The following is a 26,272-nucleotide window of genomic DNA, read 5'->3' as shown; positions in this document are numbered from 1 at the left end:
CATACTATGGCACACGATCATACCCACGACGAAGACGGTCACAACCATGATGATGTGGAACTGATCGAGAAAGGCACCACGCCCGCAGCCGACGCAGCTCCGACTAAAAAAGGCCCTGAACAAACCTGGCGTACCTACGCCCCGGCTGCTATCAGTCTGGTACTGTTGCTGGGCGGCATTGCGCTGGATTCTGTCAAATTAAGCTGGTTTAAAGATCCTATCCGGCTTATCTGGTACGTGGCGGCCTACCTGCCCGTTGGCTGGCCGGTGCTAAAACGGGCTTGGAGTAGCATTCTGAACGGTGATGTATTTACCGAATTTTTCCTGATGGGCGTGGCCACGCTCGGCGCGTTTGGTATCCGCGAATATCCTGAAGGCGTGGCTGTCATGCTGTTTTATACCATCGGCGAGTTGTTTCAGGATGCCGCCGTACTGCGGGCACGTCGCAGTATCAAAGCCCTGCTGGATGTACGTCCCGACGAGGTGACGGTACTCAAAAACGGGCAGGCGCAAACCGTAAAAGCCGCAACAGTGGCCGTTGGCGATGTGATTCAGATCAAAGCAGGCGAAAAAGTAGGGCTAGATGGCACCATGCGTTCTCCCTCAGGTACGTTCGATACGGCAGCCCTGACGGGGGAAAGCGTGCCCCGCACCATTGAGAAAGGCGAAGCGGTACTGGCAGGTATGATTAACCGGCAGTCATTAGTCGAGATGGATGTGACTACGCCCTATCAGGATTCAAAGCTGTCTCGGATTCTGAAGCTGGTGCAACAGGCCACAGGCCGGAAAGCGCAGACCCAGGAGTTTATTGCCCGCTTCGCCAAAGTCTATACCCCAGCTATCTGTGCACTGGCTTTACTAGTTACCATTGTACCGTATTTCTTCGTCGCCGACTATCAATTCCGCGACTGGTTGTATCGGGGTTTGGTCTTTTTGGTCATCGGTTGTCCGTGTGCGCTGGTGATCTCTATTCCACTGGGTTACTTCGGCGGTATTGGTGCCGGATCAAAGCAGGGTATTCTGTTCAAAGGTTCTGTGTTTCTGGACTTGATGACACAAGTCAAAACCGTCGTCATAGATAAGACGGGTACGCTAACTAAAGGCGTTTTTAAGGTTCAGGAAGTCAAACCCGTTGGCATGGACGCAGCAGAACTGGCCCGGTTAACAGCCGCGCTGGAAAGCAAATCGACCCACCCGGTTGCCACTGCCATCATTGACTATGCTGGAAAAGGGTACGAAACCGCGACCGTTGAAAACGTAGAGGAAATTTCCGGACATGGACTGAAAGGAACCGTCGAAGGGAAAGAGGTATTAGCCGGTAATGCTAAACTACTTCGCAAATTTAATGTATCATTTAATGAAGCCCTCACACAAATTCCGTTTACAATCGTCATGACGGCAATAAATGGAACGTTTGCGGGCTATTTCACAATCGCCGACGAAGTAAAAGCCGATGCCACTGATGCCGTCAAACGCCTGAAAGCCGATGGAATTCGCACTGTGATGCTGTCGGGCGATAAAGCGGCAGTTGTGGAAGCCGTCGCCAAACAGGTAGGCGTAGACGAATGGCACGGCGATTTGTTACCTGAAGACAAGGTTCGTGAGGTCGAGCGGTTAAAAGGTGAACAAGGCACTAACCCAAAAGCAAAGTTAGCTTTTGTCGGTGATGGTGTGAACGACGCGCCGGTGGTCGCGCTGGCCGATGTCGGAATGGCGATGGGCGGACTCGGCTCGGATGCCACCATCGAAACTGCCGACGTGATAATTCAGAACGACGAACCGGCCAAAATCGCCACGGCAGTCGAGATTGGCCGGGCTACCCGCCGGATTGTCTGGCAAAACATCACCTTGTCAATGGTTGTCAAAGCCATTGTGCTCCTGCTAGGCGCTGGTGGGCTAGCAACTATGTGGGAAGCCGTGTTTGCCGATGTGGGTGTAGCCATGTTAGCTATTTTAAACGCTGTACGAATTCAAAACATGAAATTCTAAGCATCAGGTCAAGCATATTCGCCTGCGGCTTTAAGTAGGTATTTGATTTATTGAATGTCCATCGCTTAAAATGCCCGAATTAATGAGTAGATATTTGAATACTTCTTCGTCTCATGCGGGAGCCGATTCATGAACATTTCCTCGTCTCAAGGAGGAGCGTGGCTGTTGCACAACTCTCAAACCGCTGACTTCGATGGCTAATAAGCACAGCTAAAGCCTTGAAAACTTTATCATTAAGTCCATGAAGTCCACTGTTTGAACGGCATTTCCGACTTTTAGTGAGTTGTGCAACAGCCACGAGCCTTTCTTGAGACAAGGTCAATATCCTTTAAAAGAAGTGTTCAACTATAAACGCCCGTTTATAGTTGAACACTTGAGGAATGAGAAAACCCGCTTTCGCGGGTTTTCTCATTCAGGCGCAACAGCTCTTTTGCTCTTGGATCGGGGGGCACTTCGCTGACCCGTAGGAGCAGAATACGCAACAATCCCCCGCCAGCGGCTTTAGAAGGGTGTGGCAGGAGGTGCATTCATAAAAATAGGTGCAAGCATCAGTCGGCATGATCTCCGTTGCCTGGTGGCCACAATTTGGGCAGGTAATCACGGATTCGAGTGTGACGGTCATGCCTTAGAGCGTTTTGGTGCTGGTGACTTTGTAGCCAGTGGCATCCACCGCTTTTTTGATGTCGGCGAGGGAAGTTTTTTTGCTGTCGTATTTCACGGTTGCCGCGCCTTTCTGGTACGACACATCCACCGCCGAAACTCCCTTGATCTTGGTAACTTCCTGCTTGATGTGATGCTCACAACCTTCGCAGGACATGCCCTTGATGGTCACATACGCCACTTGTTGCGGGCCTGCCTGCGCGGGCTGCACGGTCGCTTGATTCTTATCCTGATATAGGAAGTTCGAGTAGGACGGGAAAGCCAGCAGCAGCAATGCCATACCTGTTACTACCCCCAAAAAGGTTTTGGTTTGCCAAAAGGCGGTTTTCTTCGTTTCGCAATGACATGCCATCGTTTTTTGGGGTTTTAGTTGTTCGTACCAGGCCCAACCCAACGCGCCCACCGTGAGCGCGATACTGTAAGGCCGCAAAGGTTCCAACCAGGCCCATCCACCAGCCGATCCAGTGGCACCCACCAGCAAAGTGAGCAAAGGGACGGTACAACAGAGAGAAGAAACAAAGGCAGTGAGTAGCCCGGTCAATCCGGCGAGTTTCATAGCTTATGATCGTTATTGCCCTGGACTAAGCAGCCAACAAAGGGGTGGTTTGCATCGTTTCGAGGTGTTCTAACAGAGAATGTAAGATGCCGGTTGATTCTTCCCGTAAGGAATAAAAAACGGTTTGGCCGACTTTGCGAGCCTGGATCAACTGCGCATCTTTGAGCTTGCGCAAATGCTGGGAAACAGCGGGAATGCTCATGCCCAAAATGTCGCTCAAATCGCAAACGCACAAATTGCTTTCTTCCTGCAGCAGGTAAATAATTTTGAGCCGGTTGGCATTGCCTGCCAAATTCAGCACCTGAGCCAATCGGTCAAAGACCGGCTCGGCCTGTTTTATTTTCTCGGTGCATTGGCGAATCTGTTCTTGATCGGCAAAAACGCGGACACAGTTTGACGAATTTTCCATTTCGAAACAAAGCTAAGCAATTTGCTTATTTAAGCAAATTCTTAAATACCTATTAGGGTATTATCCAGAATAGCGGTGATTTTGCAATGATTGGGACAATCGACAACGGCTTCCAACAACTGTTGTTTAATCGCTAACAGTTGAGTGATTTGCTGGTCGATCAGCCGGACTTTTTCTAGCACTTGGGCTTTACCGGCGAGGCAGTCCAGACCACCGGTTTCATAGGACATAATGACCTGCTGAATTTCTGCCAGCGTGTAGCCAATATTCTTTAATTCCTTGATCGCCCGAAGCCGGGATAAAATAGCCGGTGAATATTCCTTGTAGTTGTTTTCTCGTCTAGCTCGTTTGGGCAAGCGTAGCAAACCGATTTTTTCGTAATACCGGATCGTGTCGCGGGAAAAGCCCGATTCATGGGCAATGATTCCGATGAGCATAATTATTTTTCGGTGAAACGCTTGACAGTGGACTATACTCCACCGTTTAAATTTACCAGAAAAACCATGAAATCACTCCTGCTTACTGGGTTCGCCTGGTTACTCGCGCTGGTCTGCTTGGCTCAAGCAAAAACAACTAAGTCGATGGAAACCGAAACTGCTTTAAAAAAGAAAATCGCCCTGGCCTGCAAGCTCACGGACAAAGACCAGATCAAGCGAATGAATGAATTACACCAGACGCTTTTTAAAAAGGTGTCGCGTGCCGTGGAGCATACCAAGAGCTACGAGCTAGTATTTCAGGGAACAGATAGTGCCATCATTGGCGACCTAGCCGAATTCATCAAATTCGAGCGGCTCTGCTGCCCGTGGCTAGTGTTGCACCTGACCTTTCAGCCTGAAGAAGGGCCGATTTCTCTGGAGATGGGCGATTCAGTCGAAACCAAGGAAATGGTCTATCTGGTGATGGAACTCGACAAACTCGATAAGCGCACCGTTCGTTAGGCTGGCCTTTGAAATTAATTCCGGGGTGCGTAATAGATGATGCATACCCCAATTAACGCAATGAGCGCGCCGATAATATCGTATCTGTCTGGGCGGAATCCATCTACCTTCCAAGCCCAAAGCAGGGCCATGACAATAAAGAATCCACCGTAGGTGGCGTACACGCGCCCAAATCCGGCGGGTTGGAATGTGGCCACGATACCATAGCCTGCCAGGATAATCCCGCCGACAATACCGTACCAGATTGGTTTCCCTTCCTTCATCCATTGCCAGACCAGGTAACCACCTCCGATCTCGCAAAGTCCCGCCAGGATAAACACTAAAATGGATTTTAAAACGGGGATCAGCATCGTTCGTAAAACTAGAGAATCTTTCGGCGAAAGTTCGGGACAATCCTACACATGAGTCATCCCGGAGTTTGATGGGAGCTGGCTTAAAAGCAAAAACCTTCCGAGTTTAGTGGTGCGAACTACTAACCGGAAGGTTTTCTTATGTCCAAAGACGCTGTAAAAGTCGGACCTACCTCCGACGATGTCAAGCAACAGGCAGGCTATTTTTATGACCTGCTCCATGATTTTGGGTAGTTTTGCCGTTTCGTACAAAATCCGTCACTTGACTGATTTGATTGACTAAACGGCTTTTAAAAGTCAAGGTTCAAAAAGTCACACCTTTCTGAACCACAGTTAATTAGCAACTTGACTATTCGGATTAAGCCAAAAAATAGGGCCAAAAAGTAGGTTCATTAACCATTTTGAATTTTGTTTTATGAAACCGACTTTCTTACCTAAATTAGTTGACAATCAATATGTTGTATAGTTAAGGCCGTCCAAGTGACGGATTTTGTACGAAACGGCAAAACTACCCGATTTTGTCCAACCCCTACTGGATCGGCTTGATCAGCAGGCAGACCGACGACTGGTCAACATCTTTTGGGGGCTACTAGGTTGCCTGATGCGCTTTCGCCATAACAGTATGGGGTTGTTGCTGAGCGAGTTAGGAGGAAAACTGCTCGGTGAACAACACGCCCCGGCGGGCACCAAACGAATCAGTAACCTGCTCAGATCCAAGACCTGGGAGCACACCCTGATCGAGACCTTCCTGCTGGAAAAGGCTCAGCAACGGGCCCAACAACTCCAGGATCAGCAACAGACCTGTATCATACTCTGGGATGAAAGTGTGCTTGAAAAGCCTGAAAGTCTTAAAGCCCAAGGGCTATGTGCCGTCCGTAGTAGCAAAGCCAAACGGCTCAAGCGGCTCAAGCCGGGGTTTTTCAATCCACCCGGCGGACGCCCCGTGCACGTACCCGGCTTCGAGTGGATGGGGCTGTTACTGGCGGGCTTGAAGACCCATCCCATGATTGCTTTCTTTCGCTGGTATACCACCCGGGGTGAGTACGCTCAGGACCGCTTCAGTCTACAGTCGGCCTTGTTAATGCAGTCCATAACTGCTTTTGGCAGGCAACTCTGGCATGTATTCGACCGGGGCTATGCCGGTAAACGCTGGCTGGGGGAGTTACTTACCCAGCGGGTGGGCTTTGTCCTCCGCTGGCCCAAACGCTATCAGTTAGTCGACGAAAAGGGTCGGCGGGCGGCCTGGCAGATCGCCCGGGGGCGGGCCACACAGGTTCGTCGCCGGGTGTGGGATGCCCATCAACAGCAGTGGCGGCAAGGCTCAGCGCTGGCGCTGGCCGTTACTCATGCTGACTACCCCGACCAAGCCTTGTGGCTAGTCGTCTCCCGACTGGGCAAGGGCCGGGAGCCTTGGTATCTGCTGACCAATCAAGCCTGTGATCAGGCGGATGTAGTATGGTCAGTTGTGCTGGCCTACGCACGTCGGTGGCAGATTGAGGCCTGCTGGCGCTTTTCCAAGAGTGAACTGGCCCTTCAGTCGCCCCGGCTCTGGTTCTGGGAAAACCGGCTCAAGCTGATGATGATGGTGGCTCTGGTGTATGCCTTCCTGCTGTCCTTGCTGGTGATCGACCAGCATGCTTATCGCCTGGCTTTGCTACGAAGTTGGTGCCATCGAACCGGAAAGCGGTGCCAGTCTGCACTGACACCGCTTTATCGACTACGAGCCGCCTTGGCGGCTCTACTAACTACTTACCAAACCATCACCCAAACTTCGGGATGACTCATGTATTTTCGGGTAATTAACCACGGCGCAGCATGTCCGCGTAAGGATCGGGCAATTCACTTTCCTCGACCGCACGGGCGGCTTTCTCCACATCGTAGGCAACCCGCACGAATTCCACTTGAACTCCATCCGCTGAACCAGGGCGGGCGGTTTCGTCAATCGTCAGGATGACATAGCAGGCGCGGGGGTCGCCGTCCTTTGGCTTGCCTACCGATCCGATATTGATGGCATGACGCCAATAAGTTTCTGCGCCTGTAGCTTCGGCACTGACCACTTTGTGAAAGGGTTTGTGCGTATGTCCGAAGCATAGAATGTCGGCACTGGCTCCTTCCAGCACACGCCCCAAACTCCGGTCGCCCCGATCCTCGAACAGATATTCATTCACGCGTCGGGGGCTTCCATGTACCAGCAACAAAGTCACCGGGGTTTGTTGTTGCCAGAGGTGGGCCGGATCGTTGCCCAACTCGAATTCGACCCGAATATGGGTCGGCAAGGTGCGTAGATACTGCCGTTCAGAATCACCCACGGTTTTGTTGGTGTAGGCAATAGAGACTTTGCCCATCGCCTTTTCGTCTTCTTCACGGTAGGCACATCCGCAATCGTCACTGCTGCGGCCGATGCCGTAATCGTAATTCCCGGCGATGGTGGGAATCCCACGTTGGCGAATGGTGGCGATGACTTCGTTCGGCCAAATGTTGTAGCCGACCAGATCACCTAAACAATACACCGCGTCAGGCTGGCGGCTGTCAATGTCGGCCAACACCGCTTCCAGTGCGGGCAAGTTGGCGTGAATGTCGGAAAACAGGGCAATTTTCATGCGTGTTTTTGAAACGTCTTTTTGTAGTGGAGATCGAATTTGTGTTGTTGTTTCAGGGCAAAATTGACCATCAGAATTAGCACCGGCACTTCGATCAGTGGCCCCACCACAGCGGCAAAGGCAGCACCCGAATTGATGCCAAAAACGGCGATGGCAACGGCAATGCCCAGCTCGAAATTATTCCCGGCTGCGGTGAAAGCGAGCGAGGTAGATTTCGCGTAATCCGCACCGGCTCGCTTCGAGAGATAGAAGGCCGAAAAGAACATGATGGCAAAATAGATCGTCAGGGGAATGGCGATGCGCAGCACATCGAGCGGAATGGACACGATCAGTTGGCCTTTCAGGCTGAACATGACCACGATCGTAAACAGAAGTGCGATAAGGGTGATGGGACTGATGGCAGGCAAAAACGTCTGCTCGTACCAGTGAAGGCTTTTCAAACGGGTGAGAATGATCCGCGAAAACATGCCTGCCAGGAAGGGTACACCCAAATAAATGAACACGCTTTTGGCCACTTCGCCGATGGTGATATTCACCTCGTATCCGTGCAGTCCGAACAGGGGCGGTAGCACCGTGATGAACAGCCAGGCATAGACCGAATAGAACAGCACTTGGAAAATGCTGTTGAAGGCAACCAGCCCAGCCGCGTACAGCCCATCACCGCCCGCCAGGTCGTTCCAGACAATCACCATCGCAATGCATCGGGCAATGCCGATCATGATAAGGCCGGTCATGTATTCGGGCTTGTCGGGTAGGAAAATGACCGCTAGACCGAACATGAGCAAAGGGCCGACGATCCAGTTTTGTACGAGTGAAAGGCCCAATATTTTGGTGTTGGCAAATACCTTGGGCAGCTCGTCATAACGCACCTTTGCCAAAGGTGGATACATCATTAGCACCAGGCCAACGGCGAGAGGCACATTGGTCGATCCCGAATTGAATTGGTTGATGAAGCTCTGCGACTGCGGGAAGAAATACCCGATGCCCACACCGATCAGCATGGCCAGGAAAATCCACAGCGTCAGGTAGCTATCCAGAAAGGAAAGCTTTGGCCGGTTAACTGGGGGAACAATAGTTGGATTCATATAAAAAAAGGTCGGCTATGCACCGACCTGGCTCCGTGGGTTAATGAACGTTGCTAAACAAATACAGCATTTCGGTGGCTATCTGCCGGTTCAGGGCATCATAGACAGCGGCTTCGTTGGCTTGCCCTTCCGCCGTGCGTGGGGGCGTGTAGGGCAGGGTGATTTTAAAAGCGGGGCCTTGCACCGTGGATTTGGCGATGCGGTCGGTTGGCCCATCCGGGCCAGGGCATTCCGTATGATCGCAGGTGAGAATCAGCCCGAAGTTATTTTTGGGGTTGGCCTGGTCGGTATAGACTTTCGAGAACAGCGTCAAAGCAGGCTGCTTTTCATCGAATCGCAATTCATAAGCTGGTTGCCCGCTCAAGGTCACCGGGTTGACCTGGAAACCAATTTTTTCCAGTGTTTTTTGAATCGTCGGGGCAACCGTGGAAGCGATGTTGCCACCCGAAAATGCATGTACGTTTTCGACGCCCAAATAATCGGCGGCAACCTGCGCCCATACCTGGGCCAGCAGGCTACGGCGGGCATTGTCCCCACTCACGAAAAGCAGGTTCGCATTCTTATCCATGATGCGTTTGTTCTGAATGAACAGCGCAATTTTATCCAGCTCGGCACGCCGTGACGCGGGTATCGTTTCCAGATCCTTTTTGGCACTCTTCAGGTACTCCGCCAAAGCGGGGTAAAGCTTGGCTTGGGGCCTGGAATTCAAAGGCAGACGGAAGGCCAACAGGCCAATGCCACCGAGAAGAAGAAGGGCAATCAATGTGCATTTCATGGCGGATTTAGTTTAAGCTGCGCTTCATGACGATGGCCGATGACGGACATAGTTCGCTGAATTGCTGCGTCTGTTGGATGGCCGCAGGCACTTCCTGGCGGTTGACGGTTTGGAAACCATGCCGCTCGAAATAGTGGTCGGCCGTATTAGTGATGAGATACACTTCTTGCAGGCTGGATGCCTGGGCGGATTCCAGCAAACGGCCGACCAGTTGGGCGGCTATCTGCTTGCCCTGGTGATGCGGATCGACCGCCACCGAACGCAGCAGGCCCACCGGGCCGAAGCGTTCCAGACCAGCCACCCCAACGGGGGTTTGCTCGTATTTCGCAATGACAAAACCAGGAAGGCCGGTTGGCAAATCCTCGGTCAATAGGTGCCCTTGCTCTAGCAGGGCAATGACGGCCTCAGTATCGGCCAGTTGCGCGGGTTCGATCTGCATGGCCATCATTTATTGCGGGACGGCTTCGCCCAAACGGCTGGCGATGAATTCCTGACTGTAGGTTTTGATCAGATCCCGCACCCGGCGGAAGGAGGTCAATGCGTCTTCGCCTGGCCGGTCCGCCGGCGCGGTGTGGCCAGGATCGAGAAAGCTCTGGTGAATGCGTTCGCCCACTGTGGGGAAAAACGGGCATTGCTCGCGGGCATTGTCGCAAACGGTGATGACGTAATCGAAGGGAATATGCACGTACTCGTCGGCATGATTCGATGTGTGATGCGAAATGTCGATGCCGTCTTCGGCCATCACTTGAACGGCCAGCGGATTCACCCCTTTGGGGTTCACTCCGGCACTGAGAACTTCCGCCCGATCACCGGCAAAATATTGCAGGTAACCTTGGGCCAATTGAGAGCGGGCGGAATTGCCCGTGCAAAGCACTAGGATTTTTTTCATGGCTGATTGATTGGATTTAGTTGCAGCAACCGGGAGGGCAGCAAGCCGCTTTGGCCGCTTCTTCGGGCTTTTGAGCAAACACCGTGACGCTGTAGATACCTTTGTCCTGTTGGCGGTAATCGGCGATTTCGTCGGCCGACAGATAGTTTTTCAGCACATCATCCGGCAAGGCGATTTCCCGCTCTTTCTGCACGGTGATGTTGGTAAAACCGTTCTCCTGGATGAGCTGCAAATACTCGCTCTTCTGGATGGCACCCGAGACGCAACCCACATAGAGTTCGGCGTCCTGTTGCAAGCCTGCGGGCAGCTCCCCTTTCAGCACGATATCGGAGATGCTGAAATGACCACCGGGCTTTAAAATGCGGAAGGTTTCGGCCACGGCTTTTTGTTTGTCGGGAACTAGGTTCATCACGCAATTGCTCACCACCACGTCAGCCAGATTGCTCGGCAATGGCATGTCCTCGATGTCGCCATAGACGAACTCGACGTTGGTAAATCCGAGCGTCTTGGTGTTTTTGCGGGCACGGTCGATCATGGCCGGGGTCATGTCCAGGCCGATCACGCGGCCCGTTTCGCCGGTTTCGGCACGGGCCACAAAGCAGTCATTGCCTGCGCCCGATCCCAGATCCACCACGGTGTCACCTGGCTTGATTTGCGCGAATTGCGTGGGCAAGCCGCAACCCAATCCCAAATCGGCTTCGGCGACGTAACCTTTCAGCTCGTCATAGCCCACGGTCATATCAATGGGCACGCTGGCGACGGTTTCAGGCCCACAGCAAGAGGTGGGGCCACAGCAGCCATTGGCATCGGCCGGGCCGTCGGTCGGTTGTTCAGCAATCGCACCGTATTTCTGGCGCACGACTTCTTTGATTTGCTCGGCGGTTTCCATATGCTTTCCTATTGGTATATTGTAATATTACGATTGATTCAGGCAAAAAAATACCTGCCGTTGACTAGCAGCAGGTCACAGGCACAAACGTGTCAAACAAGGCCCCGAATGCGCGTTGGGCTTCCTCCCATACGGGGGGATTGATGCAGTAGCATACGCGGGGTGGATTGATTTCGCCCTGAATGATGCCGATGCGTTTCAGTTCTTTCAAATGCTGGGATACGGTCGCTTGGGCCAAATTCAGCTCGTCCACCAGATCACCACAAACGCAGGCTTTCTTGGCAATCAGCAATTGCAGAATGGCCACCCGTGCAGGATGCGCAAATGCTTTCGCCAGATCCGCGATGCGGTTTTGCTCTTCAGTGAATATTTCGGTTTTGGTCAGTCCCATGCCCCAAAGGTAGCAGGTTTTTATTCATTGCAATATTACGATGAATAAATTTTTTGTCGATTAGATCGCCACCTTCACTTTGGAGAAAACGTAAAAAGTTTCCGTGGCAATTTGCTTGCACCGCTCGTCATATTTGGCGGTTTCCTGGGGAGTACCATCGAAGGCTTTGGGATCGTCGTAGGGCGTCGCTACCCGTACCGCTGCGCCTTTCACGATGGGACATGCCTTGTCGGCCTGTGAGCAAGTCATAATCGCCAGGAAATTGCTTTGGGGATTGCTAGCGTCATCGTATTTTTTTGAGAATGCTTTGATGGGTTCTATGCCAGACGCGTAATTGACGGCATAGGTCGGGTTTGGCCCTTCCGACACTTTGGCAATGTCGAATCCCGCTCGTTTGCAAGCCGCAATCGCTCGTTCATTAAAGGCACTGACTTCGGTTCCGCCTGAGAAGGTTTTCACCCTGGGCACGCCATAGTAAGCAGCGGCTGTGGCTGCCCACAATTGGCCAAAATGGCTGCGTCGGGAATTGTGCGTACAGATGTAGGTTAATTGGACAGGCTCTTTGGCGTTTACTTTGAGTTGAATAAACTCCACTATTTTGTCCAATTCAGCTTTGCGGTCTTGCGGGATTTTTGAAAAATCTTGTTTGATGCCATTGATATAGGTCACTAAAGGACCATTCAATTCCGTCTTTTTGTCGGGAGCATTACCCAACAAAATGGCGGTTATAAATAGTAAGCTTATTGGAAGTAGGCTGAAAAGCTTCATAGCACAGTCTTATAAATTATCACTTACAAACACAAAATTGGTTTTCATCGTAAAGTTACGATTAATTTAGTATTCGTGTGAAATTCAATAGGAATCGCTCGTTCGACTATATCTTACCTGTTTACGGAAAGAAACCCAACCATAACTTTCCATAGCCCTAACCAAGTGCACCGATCGTAGCAGTTTGAATCTGAGCGTTGAAGCGATAAGTATTTTTCGACCAGCTACAACAAAACTAAAAATTTGATAGTCTTTTAACAGATCAATTAATCTCTATGTGTCTCTTTAAACGCCCATTTAAAGAGACATGGAGTTTGATTGTCTTGGCCAAGACAATCCATACTAGATTAAGTCTCAAAATGTCATATCACTAATCAAACCAAAAATCTCTCATTTTAGCTGAGTTTGTGAGACGAAATAGCGCTCTATAACATTCGTTTTATTTGCTATGGTGATGAATTAAGTGTGCCATTTTTGATTATTGGGCACAAGTGAAAGATTTACCCTTTTTGTTTGGTTATGCCCTGTACTGGCGAATCGGTAAAATCATACTGGAGCAGGAAAAACAGCAGGGGTGGGGGCAGAAGGTCGTCGTCCGCTTAGTAGCCGATCTCAAAGCAGAATTTCCGAACATGAAGGGTATGTCGCCCCGGAATCTGCGGTATATGAAATCGTTCGCGGCTGCCTATCCTGACGATCCGTTTGGTGAAAAGCCAATTTTGCAAGTGCCGCTTGCAAAATTGACTTGGTATCATCACCTCACCTTACTGGACAAGGTAAAAGACCCCGCAGAACGGCAATTTTACATACAGGCAACCGTCGAAAACGGCTGGTCGAGGGACGTGATGGTACAGCAAATTGAGTCAGGCTACCGGCAACGGTCGCGGAAAGCAATTACAAACTTTGACCGCACCCTGCCCGAACCGCTGTCAGATCTGGCGCAACAATCGCTGAAAAACCCGTACCTGTTCGATTTTCTCACCTTGACTGAAAAATACAAGGAACGCGATCTGGAGGAAGGATTGGTCAACCACATCACGAGTTTTCTACTGGAACTTGGCAAAGGATTTTCTTTCGTTGGTCGGCAATACCCAATCGAAGTTTCAGATCGGGAATTTGCCATCGACTTGTTGTTCTATCACCTCAAACTGCGCTCCTACTTAGTCATCGACCTGAAAGTGGTCGAGTTCGAGCCAGAATTCGTCGGTAAATTGAACTTCTATCTGTCGGCGGTGGACGATCAGCTTCGGGGTGAGTTCGACAATCCGACTATCGGCCTGCTTATCTGCCGCCGACACGACAAGTTGATTGCCGAATATGCGTTACGGGATTTTCACAAACCAATTGGTATCACCGAGTATCGGTTAATGGAGTCCCTACCCGACAATCTCAAAAGCACACTACCATCTATCGAGGAAATCGAGGAGCGGTTGCGTAAGGAAGAAGGCCCCGACGATGAGTTATCTGGCTAAGATTTTACCCTGTTTTGATGGGAGGGCCATACCAGTAAATAGGGTAATTCCGCTGAAAACACCATACATTGAAATGATAATGTTATCACAAAACATTGATAAATTATTTTACTGTGATAGTAATTAATTATTATCACAGAAAAATAATTTACAAAAATGTATTTATTGCATCAGTTTCAGGCCGTAGCCGAGCATAAATAGTATGCCTACCACCTTCCGATTTAATTGAAAAATTGTTCAAATAACCTTCAACCTCCCGGTTCTGGTAGGGGTGTTCACGAAAAATCTCGACTGGATCAACAAACAGAATATTGTAACGGACCTGCGTGATATTGCCTAATCGGTCTCGTTGCGTGTTGAGCAAATGTTCCTGTTCATTTGTATAATCACCCGATGGTAGTCGGTATTTATAATTGACCGTGACGTAGAAGTGTTGCCGACTATAGTTGGATACGGCGACCTCATATTGTTCCGGGCTGGCCAGGATGTTACGCCACGTACTAACCTGCTCCCAATACAGTCCTATCTGCCCTTTCGATTCGGCTCGTTTAGGGGCTGGCATTTTGTCAAGCTTCGACTTTAAAACCTCAGCCTTGACAGTAAGGTCATTGATATGAGCCTGAATCTGCTCTATCTTTTTGTCTGTTGGTAAATCTTTGTCCTTTAACAACCAATACCGATGCTTACGGTAAAATGTGATACGCACAGCCGGTTGGCCAAAGTTGACTAACTTGATCGTCCGACAATCAAATCTGCGAATCGTCTCAAATAAAGGCTGATGAATGGCATCGACAAAGAAGATAGTACCGGTGGCCGCCCAGTCACCTTCAATATCCCAGGCATCACGGTCTGGCCTTAGCTTCGGGACTTCTTCCATTAGTTGTGTGAACTCTGCCAGCAAACGAGCGTAGGTCTGCGGATCGTAATGCTTCCGTTTGGTATGTGAGGGTTGTTCTTCCATGTTAGTTTAGCAAAAGGTTTAATGCAAATATATTTCCCTTTAAGGGAAACTTAAATCTTTTCTCCACTAATTATTTTTATGATTTTTCAATTTCCAGCCTTATTTCAGTAATGGCAGTTCTGTTTTTACCCCTACATGACCTTATAATCTTACTTATATTTAAATTATAAAAATCATTTTAGAATGATAGATTAGATAATAAGATATTATAGATTGTGGAAATCTGTCGTAACTATCTGTAAATTAATGTATTGTATGTGGATAACTTGGCTATCCCTAACAGATAATAGTCGTAGCCTAACAGATAATAGCAGAAGCCTAACAAACAATAGTCGTAGCCTAACAAATAGTAGTCCCGAACCTAACAGATTATAGTCATCACCCTAACAGATAATAGTCTTGAGCCTAACAGATGATAGTCGAAAAACAGCGTACCTACTTCATACTGGTCTTTGTCTTTATATATTACCAAGACTCTAAAAAATTAGACAAAACACAGAAATAACCTACAAACTCTGTGCGTAAGTATTGGTACTGACGTCAAATAACACATTTACCCTAACAGATAATAGTCGAAAACGAACTGAAAGTGAGTGATTTAACCTATGTTTTCAAGAATACTTTAGGATAAATATGCTGTAAATCAGTCATTTATCTATAACAACTGAAAAAGTGTTTGTTAGGAACATAAAACCCTTTACCTTGTATCAGCTATAATTTGTTAGGCAATGCGTAAGCAATCAAATCCCAATCAGCGGAATGCCGCCCAGTCGCTCCAACTCTCTAATAACCAGCTCTCGTTAGTTTTCGAGAGTACTACCATAACGGCTCCTGTTGAGGTGAATCCCGAAACTATTGTGCTTCGGACACCGAACAACAAGACAATTCTGATCCGGGAACCGCTGAAACTTTTAACCAGCACGACCGAGTTTGGTTTCTTCGAGCGTCGTCTCTACTGGCTTGTCCTGCGTGAAATTCGCAACATTCAGGCTGTCGATAAAGTGAAGATCAAGCCTTATGAGGAACTCAAATTCAGGTTTCATTACTCCGAGGTTATCAAGGGCCATCCCAACTCATCCATAAAAAAGGTAGTTGAACTGATCCAGAAGCGAAAAATTAATTGGGAGGATGAGAGTGGCAAATACACGAACGTAGTCGTATTTCCGATGGCTGAGTACTGGCCAAAGAAAGGCGTGATTGAACTAACGATGTACCATGCTGTCATACCTGTCTTTCTGTATCTGGGCAGCGGATACGCGCAATATGGATATGAAGATGCGTTAATCCTCAGTAGTGAATATGCACAGTTGTTATTTACCAACCTGGCTCGTTTTCGGAATACGGGCATCTGGCGCATCGGTTTGGTCGAACTCCGGCAGCTTATTGGTGCTCATGAGAAATCCTATGCGAATTACTCAGCGTTCCGAACGCGCGTGATCGATTTGTCATTACGGCAGATCAACGAACACACAAATCTGACAGTAACGTATGAACCAGTAATGCAGGGCAGGGCCGTGGCTGGTATCGAATTTAGAATTCAGACGAAAACCCCACCTGACGAGTTAGAGAAAGAGACCAAGAAGGCAGAGATGAAACAACGCTTAGATGAGTTGATGCAGTTGGATATTGCCGAAGTCATATCCTATGCCGGCAATCAGTTGAGTCAGTACTACCCCTCGTTCACGCACCAACAGAAAAAATCAGTTCTCCAAAATGGCGAACTATTGAAAGCGTTTCTTCGGGCTAACTTGTATGCAGAATATGGTTTTGCCGACAAAGACCCTGAAGCCTATGTAGCGCAAAGCGTTTTTAATTACAAGAAGAAAGGAATAGAGAAAGCTAACCAATCATCACAAAGAACTGAACAGACTCGGGAAGAATAGAAGGGAAGAAAAAGGAACGCGCTTACCCACAATCAGATTATTACGTCCAATAATTAAACATTATCGGACGTAATAGTTTATCATTATCTTTGACCCAAGATGAGCGATACTCGTATTTTCACTCGTGGACGTAGCCCGAAAGAACTGACTATTCTACGCACAAAGGAGGAATTAGCTGGGCAAACGGCCGCCTTCTTTAAAAAAGGGATTGAAGGTGCGACCAATTCCCAAACCGCTTATGTCTCCGATATTGAACACTTGGAAAGTTGGTTGACCCAACATAGTCTGCCAATGCTGCCGCTAACACCAGCGACATTAGCTACTTATCTGTCGGACCTGGCCACCCGTCATAAATGGGCAACCGTATCCCGCCGACTGGCCACCATCCGCAAGTGGCACCGGCTGCACCAGCATCCTGATCCGGGCGGGGAGGAGGCCGTCAAAGTCGTATTGGAAGGGATTAAGCGGAGTATCGGGACTGAACCGAATCAGGCTGCGGCTTTCGACATTACAGCGTATAAAGATAGAATTCGGCACATTCCAGCGACACCATCAGGAATACGTGACCGGGCGTTGTTGCTGGTCTGCTTTGCCGGTGCCTTTCGCCGATCCGAGTTAGTCGCTCTTAACGTAGAGGGCGTACAGTTTACCCGTGATGGTGCCGTGCTAACCTACCAGGGCAGCAAAACCAACCAGTACGGTAAAACGGAGCAAAAAGCCTTATTCTTTAGCCCTGACCCGGATACGTGTCCGGTTAGAGCGTTGCAGGATTATATCAATCTACTGGATCGTCAGATAGGGCCGTTATTCGTCCGAATCCGAAAAGGGGAGCGGGTGACGACCGTCCGGCTGTCGGACAAACAGGTAGCCAGAACAACTAAAGAATATATCGGCGATGAGTATTCGGCGCACTCGCATCGGGCCTCGTTCGTGACCATCGCCAAACTCAACGGGGCCGATGACTCGCAGATCATGCAGCAGACCAAACACCGAACCCGAACGATGATCGACCGTTATACAAGAGTGCAGCAGGTCGTCAAGCATAATGCCGCTATGAAGTTAGGACTATAACGATCACCGCTTTTACCGAATGACAACCACCGACGAATCAGCACTGCCGGGTTTATTGAAGCAAATGATTGAGGATATCAAAGATCCACAATGCGGTTATTGGCTGTACTCGAATTATTTCGATGTTTTGCCACCTACTGACCGTAACCTAACCCGTTGGTGGCAAGCACCTTTGTATATTGATTACGATGCGCTATGGAATCCCGTTTTCGAGGATAACGCGATGCTAATTGATGTCATTTTGAAAAATAAACTACCGGCTGAACACGAACGCATCCGAATCGAGTATGCTCAAATCTGGTCATTGAAGCGGTTTCATCATGAGGAAAAGCCAAAGTTTGCCGACGACTGGATTCTTTACAACGATTCGTCAAAACTAAAAATGCCGCCCCTCAACGACGGATAATCATACAGTAAATTAACTAGTATCTTAATAGATTGCTATGATCAAACAGCCCATTAAACCTATACCTGTGGATGAGATTCTGCATTTCATCCGCGCCTACCGGACTCTGGAGCAAATGCCTTTAGAAGATGGTTTTGCTCATTTACGAGCTATATCGCCCGTTGTGTTGGGTGAGGATGAAAATGCCATGAAGGACCTTCGTCAGCACTTTCGCAACCAATGGTACAGTAAAGAGCGTCACTTCGGCTTGTTTTACCTGAACCTGCCTCATTATCGTCAAATTAACCTGCTCCATTTTTGGGGCATTCGTGACTGGCAGGATGAAGAGTACGTGGGTACGGCATTACGGAATCCTGTCTTTAGGCTAGCAGGTCGCCCTCCCGCCAAAGCGCTGCAACTGCATCAGTTGCTTAAATTCTTTGAGAATTACGGCATCAACGCACAACCTTCCAACCACATAAAGTTGGATGAGCTACCCGCTGAGGATAAGCGATTTGGTAATTCGGCTAATTGGGGGGATTATATCTTATCACTGATTGATCCTGAACTCCTACTACGACAGCTTATTAAGCATGAAGATGAAGCCGGATACGATTTCGGCATACCTCTTTTTTAATGAATGAGTAGAGAACTTGTTACACGATGCGGCATCCTATTGAAAAATACAATCAGATACAGGCCGAGCAGTTGGCCAACTTTGCTCCAGAAGAGCGTGAGTTCTGGGCACGTCAGTTTCGGATCGGCAATGCTGCTTACTGTTACCAGCATCAATTCAACGACGTGGCGGGCTTGACGAGTAATGAATCTGCCAACGTACCAGAAGATTTAATCGAATGGCTCGAAGAACGCTTAACGACCAAACAGGAGAATAGATCAGCCAACGAATTGTTGCAGATTTACTTCAAGGAATACTTGGACGGCCTACCGAACGAAGGGTTTCGGGAAGGCGAACGAGCCGGGGGACTCGAAGCGGCTAAACGAAGCTGGCCGTTTCGTCGCTACGTATTGGAGCGTAATGATTTCGGTATGGATGAATTCATGCGGATGAATTTAAGCAACGAGGACTACAGTTTCTGGATAGAGATAAATAAGCCGTAATCTCTCCAACCAGTCTAAATTCACTTCTCGTGGTCACTCCAAAATCAGTGCACAATTATTGATTTAATCTGTAATTACATTTTTCTAATTAGAAAAATGTAATTACCTTTACGTAATTGCAAATCCATAATTACAGCTACTATGGCTTCTGTTAGCAATCGCCCTATAATTACCTCCGCCTGGGAGGACGTATGTTACCCCATTTATACGACTCCTTTTACCAATCTTGTCCCTGATTACGAGTTGGTAGCTACTGACCGCCAACAACTGGTTGTCGGCGAGCCGGCTGGCCGAAAACCCGTCATCTTCGCCGTTCAAAGCAATGAGTACAGCATTATTGACAATTCGATGCTGCGGGGAGTGGTGGACAAATTGGTTACCGACTACAAGTTGGATATACGCTATACCCCTAACGGTGAATTCGCCATCAATGTCATTGTGCCAGGAGAGACCTTTAAGATTGGTAAGCAGACTGATACGTTAAGCCGCTCCCTTGTCTTCAACAATTCGTACAACGGTAAAATGCCCTTCAAGGTACAGGGTACAGTTGTCAATACAACCACCGTCGAGAAACATCAGGAAGCGCGGATGCGGATCAGTTATTATCGCCAAGTTTGTTCCAATGGGCTAATGGGCTGGTCGGATGAGTTCATGAATCTGGACGATTACCTGAATTGGTTATTGAAGGGCAAGCCTAAGAAGTATAAAAACGCTAAAGAAGTGAAGACTTCATTCCAGGAGGCTTACACCTATCAGGAACGCATCGGGGAGGAATCTGACTTGGCCCTATCCCGCAAGTTCCACCATAAGGGACTGAACGTGGCTCATTTCGAGCAATATTTGGAGAAAGTTATCGGACAGTTTTTAAGCCAGAAAAATGGATTGACCTTAAAGGTGTATGAGCAGATGGCTAAACAGCCGATCACTAATGAACGGGCTGAGAAACTGCTTGTTGAAGCCAAACTGCCCAAGATGTTAGCCCGTCAAGCAATGGCGCGGATGGCTGAGGAAGAACGGCTCCTATCGAGCGAATCAAACTTATGGCTGCTTTATAATGCGGCTAACTTCATCCTGTTCGGCGCACAGGCTTCACTGTCGATCAACGACCGTTATCGCCAAGACGAAGCGATTTTCCATGATTTGGCAACCTTAGCATTAACTGAAAACTAATTAGGCGTTTGTCGAATTACGTTAAAGTTTTATAATCATTATTTTGTAATTAGAAAAACACAATTACAAAATAATGATTATAAAACTTTGCTTAATCTAACTTGTGGTGTATTTTTAGGTATGGAATTCGCTCGCTTCAACTTAGCTAAAACCTCTTTCGTAATTGAAGGGACTTACCAACCTGGTGATTACGACCACGATATTGATGAGCAATGTCGTCTGTTTGTAGATGGACAGGAGCTGTCGCTGGCTGATAGCTTATCCATTCGCAATCACTCGCCGTGCGGCTTTAACTGGGGTTACGGCGGATCAGGTCCGGCACAGAGTGCGTTGGCTATCTGCCTGCATATCTTCCAAAATTCTCACGTTGCTGAAGCCCTATATCAACAGTTTAAGAGGGCCTTCGTCGCCGGGTGGGAACCCCAAAAAAGACCCTTTACAGTAACCATCGACGTTGCAGACTTCTTAATAGACAACCGGATAACGCTTCAGCAGGCTCTGATTCGGGAAACAGAGGAAGACGAATGGAAAAGCTGGGAATTGGTCGAGGAAGCTCATAACGTCCTGATTCCTCCAGTTGAGTTTAGGTCTCCAAGTGTAGTTCGACCCCTTCAGCCAAAGCCAACCAGCCAATACCAAATAGGTGATGTCGTGCAAACGACAGCCGCCTTTTTGGATAGTCCGGCCGGTAGTCGGGCAGTGGTGTACGAATGTTACGAAGGGGGCGGTATCAGTATTATCACAGAAGCGGGTGATGACTTAGGCGGCTTTAGCATAGAGGATCAGGATAGCTACCTGCAATTCCTGTATCATGCCGATGGCTTTACTTATTCATTTAGGTCGGTCAGTTATTTATATGCCGACTGGCGACGGGGTGTATTTATGAACGTATTTCGGTAGACTCACTCCTCATCACATCAGCATTTAGTTCATAGCAGCATGGTCAGGTTACGATTAGAAGGCGAAACAGCCGAAGAAGTCAAGATGATGGCAGATGCGATTGAGTCGGTGTTTCCATACCCTATTGACTTTTCGCCTGTCCAACAGGGCCGAAACCCCCGGTACGCTGGTCAGCAAAAATTCTTCAGCTATGCAACTGTATATCCTACTACCAACTCACCTTTAGAAAATTTATCCGCATGAGCTACGAGTTAGATACCAAAAAGTTGGCTACAATGGTACGGGGGCAACGAGCGAATCGCCCGCTCCGGGAGGTGGCCGATGAAATTGGTGATGTGAGTGCTTCGACTCTACACCGCCTGGAGGTAGGCAAGTGTCCAGATATGGCTGTTTTCTTGCGTATATGTAACTGGCTTAACGTGAAACCTGAACAATTCTTTAGCTATTCCGATCCAACACAAACTGTCCAACAGATAGGCCAGTATTACTCTCAGGGACAAATCATTAATTTAGTCCGGTCTGATTCGGCCCTATCTCCCGTTGTTGCCAATGTTTTATCAGCAATTATAACTGCTGCTTACGAAATTGATCGGACTTAAGTCAGGGTAAGAATCAAACAACGCAAAAGGAACCGGGCAAGAAATACCAAAATATAATGACTCGGTGGTGCATAATCAGATAAGGAAAACTAAAGGCCGATAACCTTCTTGTATGATGTGGTTAATCTCGTTTGTTGTTTCAATTGTCAGCTTTTTAACTACCCAACATCTGCCTTTTGAGGTCAGTGAACGGGTAGCTTCTTGTCACCTACCAGTCGTCGTTTCTGATGAAACAGGAATGGTACATTTGGTCTATGGTCAGGATTCGACTATTTTCTATGCTGTAGCCACTAAAAAACGCGCTCAATTTAGTCAACCGGTTGCAATTACGACCTTATCGCAATTGGTAGCAGGGGCCAAACGAGGGCCACAGATAGCATCGACTGAAAAATACGTTGTCATCACCGCCGTCAATCGAGCGGGTAATCTGTTCGCCTATTCGCTTGATCGGAAAAGTGGCAGATGGTCGTCTGCGGTGCGAATCAATGATGTACCGGAAGTCGCCAAAGAAGGGTTCCAGGCGATAGCCAGTGCGTCGCCTAACGTATTTCAAGCTACTTGGCTCGACCTACGTGCGGACAAACGGAACAAAATCGTAATGGCCACTTCCCGCGATGGAGGGCGCACCTGGTCGGCCAACCGGGTGGTGTATCGTTCACCCAGCGGAACCGTTTGTGAATGCTGCAAAGTCTCAATTGCCGCGAAGGACAACAATGTGTACATTCAATTCCGAAACTGGCTTAATAGCTCCCGTGACCTTTATCTTTCTCATTCAGCCGATGGCGGAGCAACCTTCGCTCCAGCGCAAAAACTTGGTTCAGGCACTTGGCAACTGAACGCATGTCCAATGGATGGCGGTGCGGTGACGCTGTCGTCATCAGGTCAGCCACTGACTGTCTGGCGACGAGAGCGTACCTTGTTTACCTGCCGACCGGGTCAATCCGAACAAGCTATTGGAACAGGTCGGAATGTAACGGCCTCAACCAGCCCATCAGATACTGCTGTAGTTTGGGATGATGATGGTATGGTTTGGCTAAAGCGTAACAGCAATGATCCGATCAACCTTGGCAAAGGCCAGCTACCGAGCGTCGCGCTGACCAATCAATCGGCGGTATGTGTATGGGAAATGGACGGACAGGTAATGACTACCACGGTCCACTTGTAGTAAATCACAAACCCATGAATAACACTACATGGGCTTGTGATAAACAGTTGTTATTAAGCCGCCATACTCATCATGTTCCGACAAGCCTCGGCACAACGACGGCAGGCTTCGGCGCACTGCCTACAGTGGTCCATGTGAGCCGCGTGTTTTTCGCACTCCTCGGCGCAGGCATCGCACATTTTAGCGCACAATTCACAAACCTGCCTGGCAAACTGGCTACCACTGGCCATAAACGTTACGGACATGTAGCACATTTTGGCACAATCACGGTCGAGCCGGATGCAGTCAACCATCATCATTACGTCCTGTTCGCCCAGGCAGGCTTCGGCGCAGGCATCGCAACTAATGGCGCAATCCTGACAGGCTTCGATACAATCCTGATACTGTTGGGGCATTAAGGCAGTTGCCATAAAGAGTTTTGGTTTGGTTTACCTTTAGTTCAACTGATAATCAGTAGATAGGTTGAATAGACTTTGTCAGTTGCTATCATTTTGCCGTACTTCCATAAATTTTGTAATTGCCCCTCTGAATCCTGTAAAACATTCCTGTTTCAAAGCCTTTACCTTTGTTGATGTAAACGTGTATCCTGATGCGAACACCCCTTCATACCCGACTCTTCTGCTGCTGGCTGGCCATCCTGGTCTTGCTGAGTAGTACGGGCTTTGGTATGGTGGAACATTGGTGTCAGATGCGTGGACATACGAAAACCCTGCTGGCAGCTCAGAAAGAGTGTCCCAAACCCTGCCAGGTAGATGAACCAGAGGCCCCCGTTTCAGGTGGCCCGGTCCTGAAAAAACAACCCTGCTGCAAAACCACGCTCACTTACGAACACCTCGATGTGAGCAGCTTTGTGGCCGATTATCACCCGCTGCCAACACCCAGCCCAGCGGCATTTCTGCCTAATCCGCAATTTCAGTTCCTGCTGGCGGCTCTCTTTCCGCCCGCTTCGGCCCAACATAGTCTACCGACTGCCGACACCCCACTTCATCGAACGGGGCGTTTCCGGCTTACCTCCCTCTGTACCTGGCTGATTTGAGCCAAACGCTTCGGCGGTCCGACTGTATGACCGCCACTCGCTGACGGACGGATTCAAACGTCCCGGTTGGCGAGCTTTCTGTACGTTCCGCCGATGCGGTTTCATCTTGTCGCACGGATTTGCCTCAACGGTTCTGTTTCGGCCTGATCCGTTTAGTCTCTCCACAAGAGACCACATATCGCATAGCGGAAGGTCGCCCCTACGTACATTTTTCACCAAACTATATATTTCTATGAATAACCGTATTACCGCCGGGCCGCGTTCAGTGTGGTCACTTGCCACGGTACTTCCGCTTCTAACCCTGTGGGGCTGCAACTCGCACGATATGTCGTCCATGCAGCCTGAACTAAACATCAATTACCCGGCTGCTTACGTGGTGAATGCTGAGGGTAATAGTCTATCTGTCATTGACTTGTCGAGCCAACAGGTGAAGGAAACCATCTCGTTTGGCGAAACGTCAGGCGGACACGGCAGTATGAACACGGCCGATATGGTCATGTGGCCGCACCATATTTACCTCTCACCCGATGGAAGTAAACTGGGGATAGGCGTTCCGGGCATGGACCTCAGCGCGGGCCACGCCGGTGGCACATCGGGCATGAAGGGCCGGGTACTGGTCGTGGACCCGAAGACGGGAGCAACCTCTGTCAATCAGCAAACACCGGTGATGAATCATAACGCGGTGTTCTCGCCTGATGGTTCTGAAATCTGGACCTCACAGATGGACGAAGCTGGTAAGATACTGGTGTACAATGCCAGTACAATGGCCCTAAAGAATACGATTACAGTTGGCATGGAACCCGCCGAGGTAACGATGTCGGCTAATGGTCAATATGCGTTCGTGGCCAACGGTATGAGCAACACGGTCTCGGTCATTCGGGTATCTGATAAATCTGTTGTGAAGACAATTCCTGTAGGCGATGATCCGGTCGGTGCGTGGCCTGGAGCCGATGGCCGAATGTACGTGGATAACGAGAAGGGGCAAAGCATCAGTGTCATTGATGTAAACACGCTGGCTGTAGTAGAAACGGTCAAGCTGGGCTTTACGCCCGGCTACGCGGCTTACCATCCTACCCGCAATGAACTCTGGGTTAGCCAGGCCGGTACCGGCACGAAGGTAGTCATCTTCGAGCGTATGAACGGAGCATGGATGAAGATGGGCGAGGTACAAACGGGTCTCGATGCTCATGCCATCACCTTCACTAAAGATGGGGCAACGGCCTATGTTACCAATCAGGGAGCGGCAACCGTATCAGTAGTGGACGTAGCAAAACGCACCAAAATCAAGGACATCGCGGTGGGCAAGAAACCGAATGGCATCGTACTGAAATACTAAATCCTTTCCGGCATGAATGCATTGTTCAAATCAATCGCATCGCTCACGCTGCTGGCGGGGCTGATAACGCAGCCCGTTCGGGCACAGCTTAGTTTGCCCGAACCGTCGCCCCCAACGACGATCAGGCAGAAAATAGGCTTTACGGACCTAACCATTGATTACTCACGCCCGGCAGTAAAAGGGCGCACTATTTTCGGTGGATTGGTCCCTTACGGAAAAATCTGGCGTACTGGCGCGTCGGATGCTACCATCCTGACGCTAACGGACCCGGTTACACTGGCTGGTAAACCTCTGGCCGCTGGTAGTTATTCCCTGTTCACAATCCCTAACCGGGCTGATTGGACAGTCATCCTGAACAAGCACGTGGGGGGGCATGGATTGGATGGCTACGACGAGAAGAGTGATGTGATGCGGTTCACCGTCAAAGCTGATTCATCGGCCCGATTCTATGAATCATTCACTATCGAAATACAGGATTTGGTCAGGAATCAGGCTACCATCTACCTGAATTGGGCGAATACATCGGTGCATTTTCCTATCGTGAGTAACGCCGACGAACGTATTACGGCTGAAATCATGGACCGCATCAACGTCAAGAAAGAGGACAAGCCCGGACTGTATTACCAGGCAGCTCTATATTATTTCGATCAAGAGAAGGATACAAAGCAGGCTCTTAGCTGGGCAACAAAGTCAGTCGAGTTGAAGCCCGCTTTCAATTACCTGCATCTGCAAGCGAAGCTACTGGCCCGTGCGGGCGATTACAAAGGGGCCATCGCTGCTGCTCAAAAATCAGCTCAGGCTGCTCAACAGGAAAAGTTTACTGACTACGTGACCATCAATAATCGGCTCATTGCCGAGTGGGAAAAGAAGTTGTAG

The 26,272-nt window shown here is 49.1% G+C and carries 31 protein-coding genes; 16 read left to right on the top strand and 15 right to left on the bottom strand.

The window, feature by feature from the left end; genetic code table 11:
- Nucleotides 1-6 precede the first annotated feature (6 nt).
- The gene (locus DYU11_RS32040) at nucleotides 7-1,989 is read left to right on the top strand and encodes a heavy metal translocating P-type ATPase (protein ID WP_119671835.1); all 1,983 of its coding nucleotides are present in this window, start codon (nucleotides 7-9) and stop codon (nucleotides 1,987-1,989) included.
- Nucleotides 1,990-2,401: 412 nt separating this feature from the next.
- Here DYU11_RS32040 and DYU11_RS33755 read toward each other — a convergent pair whose 3' ends face one another.
- The 4 genes from DYU11_RS33755 to DYU11_RS32020 are packed head-to-tail and all read right to left on the bottom strand — an operon-like array spanning nucleotide 2,402 to nucleotide 4,051.
- A complete protein-coding gene (locus DYU11_RS33755) occupies nucleotides 2,402-2,611 on the bottom strand; it encodes a GDCCVxC domain-containing (seleno)protein (protein WP_119671834.1) in 210 nt (69 codons plus the stop codon).
- Between the two features lie 3 nt (nucleotides 2,612-2,614).
- On the bottom strand, nucleotides 2,615-3,205 hold the full coding sequence (gene merTP, locus DYU11_RS32030) for a mercuric transport protein MerTP (protein WP_119671833.1): 591 nt from the start codon (nucleotides 3,203-3,205) through the stop codon (nucleotides 2,615-2,617).
- 25 nt (nucleotides 3,206-3,230) lie between these two features.
- Nucleotides 3,231-3,614 (bottom strand): ArsR/SmtB family transcription factor, encoded by a 384-nt coding sequence (locus DYU11_RS32025; protein ID WP_119671832.1) that lies wholly within the window; start codon nucleotides 3,612-3,614, stop codon nucleotides 3,231-3,233.
- Nucleotides 3,615-3,655: 41 nt separating this feature from the next.
- Complete coding sequence (locus tag DYU11_RS32020) at nucleotides 3,656-4,051, bottom strand: MerR family transcriptional regulator (protein WP_119671831.1); 396 nt, start codon at nucleotides 4,049-4,051, stop codon at nucleotides 3,656-3,658.
- Between the two features lie 66 nt (nucleotides 4,052-4,117).
- On the opposite strand from DYU11_RS32020, the gene DYU11_RS32015 reads away from it, so the two are divergent.
- Complete coding sequence (locus DYU11_RS32015; protein ID WP_147368095.1) at nucleotides 4,118-4,552, top strand: hypothetical protein; 435 nt, start codon at nucleotides 4,118-4,120, stop codon at nucleotides 4,550-4,552.
- A 14-nt stretch (nucleotides 4,553-4,566) separates the two neighbouring features.
- Here the strand turns inward: DYU11_RS32015 and DYU11_RS32010 are convergent, their stop codons facing one another.
- Complete coding sequence (locus DYU11_RS32010; RefSeq protein ID WP_199736863.1) at nucleotides 4,567-4,902, bottom strand: YnfA family protein; 336 nt, start codon at nucleotides 4,900-4,902, stop codon at nucleotides 4,567-4,569.
- A 601-nt stretch (nucleotides 4,903-5,503) separates the two neighbouring features.
- Between DYU11_RS32010 and DYU11_RS32005 the strand changes: the two genes are divergently transcribed.
- Nucleotides 5,504-6,682 carry a transposase gene (locus tag DYU11_RS32005; protein ID WP_119671829.1) on the top strand — a complete coding sequence of 393 codons (1,179 nt, stop codon included), beginning with the start codon at nucleotides 5,504-5,506 and terminating at the stop codon, nucleotides 6,680-6,682.
- 19 nt (nucleotides 6,683-6,701) lie between these two features.
- Here DYU11_RS32005 and DYU11_RS32000 read toward each other — a convergent pair whose 3' ends face one another.
- The 8 genes from DYU11_RS32000 to DYU11_RS31965 form a co-directional block, all read right to left on the bottom strand.
- Entirely contained in the window at nucleotides 6,702-7,502 is an 801-nt protein-coding gene (locus DYU11_RS32000; RefSeq protein ID WP_119671828.1) for a metallophosphoesterase family protein, read from the bottom strand.
- Nucleotides 7,499-8,587 carry an ACR3 family arsenite efflux transporter gene (gene arsB / locus DYU11_RS31995; protein ID WP_119671827.1) on the bottom strand — a complete coding sequence of 363 codons (1,089 nt, stop codon included), beginning with the start codon at nucleotides 8,585-8,587 and terminating at the stop codon, nucleotides 7,499-7,501. The genes DYU11_RS32000 and arsB overlap by 4 nt, the downstream gene beginning before the upstream one ends.
- A gap of 40 nt (nucleotides 8,588-8,627) precedes the next feature.
- Complete coding sequence (locus DYU11_RS31990) at nucleotides 8,628-9,350, bottom strand: protein-tyrosine-phosphatase (RefSeq protein WP_147368094.1); 723 nt, start codon at nucleotides 9,348-9,350, stop codon at nucleotides 8,628-8,630.
- A 19-nt stretch (nucleotides 9,351-9,369) separates the two neighbouring features.
- Nucleotides 9,370-9,801, bottom strand: coding sequence for an arsenic resistance N-acetyltransferase ArsN2 (gene arsN2, locus DYU11_RS31985; RefSeq protein ID WP_229366159.1), 432 nt, complete (start codon nucleotides 9,799-9,801; stop codon nucleotides 9,370-9,372).
- 9 nt (nucleotides 9,802-9,810) lie between these two features.
- Nucleotides 9,811-10,251, bottom strand: a complete 441-nt coding sequence (locus tag DYU11_RS31980) for an arsenate reductase ArsC (protein WP_119671825.1) — start codon at nucleotides 10,249-10,251, stop codon at nucleotides 9,811-9,813.
- Between the two features lie 16 nt (nucleotides 10,252-10,267).
- Nucleotides 10,268-11,140, bottom strand: a complete 873-nt coding sequence (locus DYU11_RS31975; protein WP_119671824.1) for an arsenite methyltransferase — start codon at nucleotides 11,138-11,140, stop codon at nucleotides 10,268-10,270.
- 64 nt (nucleotides 11,141-11,204) lie between these two features.
- A complete protein-coding gene (locus DYU11_RS31970) occupies nucleotides 11,205-11,531 on the bottom strand; it encodes an ArsR/SmtB family transcription factor (RefSeq protein ID WP_119671823.1) in 327 nt (108 codons plus the stop codon).
- Between the two features lie 60 nt (nucleotides 11,532-11,591).
- Nucleotides 11,592-12,299, bottom strand: a complete 708-nt coding sequence (locus tag DYU11_RS31965) for a low molecular weight phosphatase family protein (RefSeq protein WP_119671822.1) — start codon at nucleotides 12,297-12,299, stop codon at nucleotides 11,592-11,594.
- Between the two features lie 491 nt (nucleotides 12,300-12,790).
- Between DYU11_RS31965 and DYU11_RS31960 the strand changes: the two genes are divergently transcribed.
- Nucleotides 12,791-13,771: a PDDEXK nuclease domain-containing protein gene (locus DYU11_RS31960; RefSeq protein ID WP_199736861.1), complete on the top strand. Its 981-nt coding sequence runs from the start codon at nucleotides 12,791-12,793 to the stop codon at nucleotides 13,769-13,771.
- 148 nt (nucleotides 13,772-13,919) lie between these two features.
- Here DYU11_RS31960 and DYU11_RS31955 read toward each other — a convergent pair whose 3' ends face one another.
- Nucleotides 13,920-14,732, bottom strand: a complete 813-nt coding sequence (locus DYU11_RS31955) for a hypothetical protein (RefSeq protein WP_119671821.1) — start codon at nucleotides 14,730-14,732, stop codon at nucleotides 13,920-13,922.
- 728 nt (nucleotides 14,733-15,460) lie between these two features.
- Between DYU11_RS31955 and DYU11_RS31950 the strand changes: the two genes are divergently transcribed.
- The 9 genes from DYU11_RS31950 (at nucleotide 15,461) to DYU11_RS31905 (ending at nucleotide 23,024) form a co-directional block, all read left to right on the top strand.
- The gene (locus tag DYU11_RS31950; RefSeq protein ID WP_119671820.1) at nucleotides 15,461-16,615 is read left to right on the top strand and encodes a replication initiation protein; all 1,155 of its coding nucleotides are present in this window, start codon (nucleotides 15,461-15,463) and stop codon (nucleotides 16,613-16,615) included.
- A gap of 99 nt (nucleotides 16,616-16,714) precedes the next feature.
- On the top strand, nucleotides 16,715-17,686 hold the full coding sequence (locus tag DYU11_RS31945) for a tyrosine-type recombinase/integrase (RefSeq protein ID WP_119671819.1): 972 nt from the start codon (nucleotides 16,715-16,717) through the stop codon (nucleotides 17,684-17,686).
- 19 nt (nucleotides 17,687-17,705) lie between these two features.
- Complete coding sequence (locus DYU11_RS31940) at nucleotides 17,706-18,092, top strand: hypothetical protein (protein WP_119671818.1); 387 nt, start codon at nucleotides 17,706-17,708, stop codon at nucleotides 18,090-18,092.
- A gap of 37 nt (nucleotides 18,093-18,129) precedes the next feature.
- The gene (locus tag DYU11_RS31935) at nucleotides 18,130-18,708 is read left to right on the top strand and encodes a hypothetical protein (protein WP_119671817.1); all 579 of its coding nucleotides are present in this window, start codon (nucleotides 18,130-18,132) and stop codon (nucleotides 18,706-18,708) included.
- 26 nt (nucleotides 18,709-18,734) lie between these two features.
- Nucleotides 18,735-19,190 (top strand): hypothetical protein, encoded by a 456-nt coding sequence (locus tag DYU11_RS31930; protein WP_119671816.1) that lies wholly within the window; start codon nucleotides 18,735-18,737, stop codon nucleotides 19,188-19,190.
- 141 nt (nucleotides 19,191-19,331) lie between these two features.
- Nucleotides 19,332-20,360 carry a hypothetical protein gene (locus DYU11_RS31925; RefSeq protein ID WP_119671815.1) on the top strand — a complete coding sequence of 343 codons (1,029 nt, stop codon included), beginning with the start codon at nucleotides 19,332-19,334 and terminating at the stop codon, nucleotides 20,358-20,360.
- 87 nt (nucleotides 20,361-20,447) lie between these two features.
- Nucleotides 20,448-21,260 carry a DUF6166 domain-containing protein gene (locus DYU11_RS31920; protein WP_158600404.1) on the top strand — a complete coding sequence of 271 codons (813 nt, stop codon included), beginning with the start codon at nucleotides 20,448-20,450 and terminating at the stop codon, nucleotides 21,258-21,260.
- Between the two features lie 239 nt (nucleotides 21,261-21,499).
- Nucleotides 21,500-21,859, top strand: a complete 360-nt coding sequence (locus DYU11_RS31910) for a helix-turn-helix domain-containing protein (protein WP_119671812.1) — start codon at nucleotides 21,500-21,502, stop codon at nucleotides 21,857-21,859.
- 112 nt (nucleotides 21,860-21,971) lie between these two features.
- Nucleotides 21,972-23,024, top strand: coding sequence for a sialidase family protein (locus tag DYU11_RS31905; protein ID WP_229366157.1), 1,053 nt, complete (start codon nucleotides 21,972-21,974; stop codon nucleotides 23,022-23,024).
- Between the two features lie 53 nt (nucleotides 23,025-23,077).
- On the opposite strand, the gene DYU11_RS31900 is transcribed toward DYU11_RS31905, so the two are convergent.
- A complete protein-coding gene (locus DYU11_RS31900) occupies nucleotides 23,078-23,434 on the bottom strand; it encodes a four-helix bundle copper-binding protein (RefSeq protein ID WP_119671811.1) in 357 nt (118 codons plus the stop codon).
- A gap of 179 nt (nucleotides 23,435-23,613) precedes the next feature.
- Between DYU11_RS31900 and DYU11_RS31895 the strand changes: the two genes are divergently transcribed.
- The 3 genes from DYU11_RS31895 to DYU11_RS31885 all read left to right on the top strand — a co-directional run bounded on the left by DYU11_RS31895 (nucleotide 23,614) and on the right by DYU11_RS31885 (nucleotide 26,272).
- Nucleotides 23,614-24,060: a hypothetical protein gene (locus tag DYU11_RS31895; RefSeq protein ID WP_119671810.1), complete on the top strand. Its 447-nt coding sequence runs from the start codon at nucleotides 23,614-23,616 to the stop codon at nucleotides 24,058-24,060.
- Between the two features lie 232 nt (nucleotides 24,061-24,292).
- Nucleotides 24,293-25,396, top strand: a complete 1,104-nt coding sequence (locus DYU11_RS31890) for a YncE family protein (RefSeq protein ID WP_119671809.1) — start codon at nucleotides 24,293-24,295, stop codon at nucleotides 25,394-25,396.
- A 12-nt stretch (nucleotides 25,397-25,408) separates the two neighbouring features.
- Nucleotides 25,409-26,272, top strand: a complete 864-nt coding sequence (locus DYU11_RS31885) for a DUF2911 domain-containing protein (protein ID WP_119671808.1) — start codon at nucleotides 25,409-25,411, stop codon at nucleotides 26,270-26,272.

The sequence above is a fragment of the Fibrisoma montanum genome, assembly GCF_003583365.1.
Classification (GTDB): domain Bacteria; phylum Bacteroidota; class Bacteroidia; order Cytophagales; family Spirosomataceae; genus Fibrisoma; species Fibrisoma montanum.
Note: the sequence above shows the minus strand (reverse complement) of the source record. Positions and strands in the feature narration are given on the sequence as shown.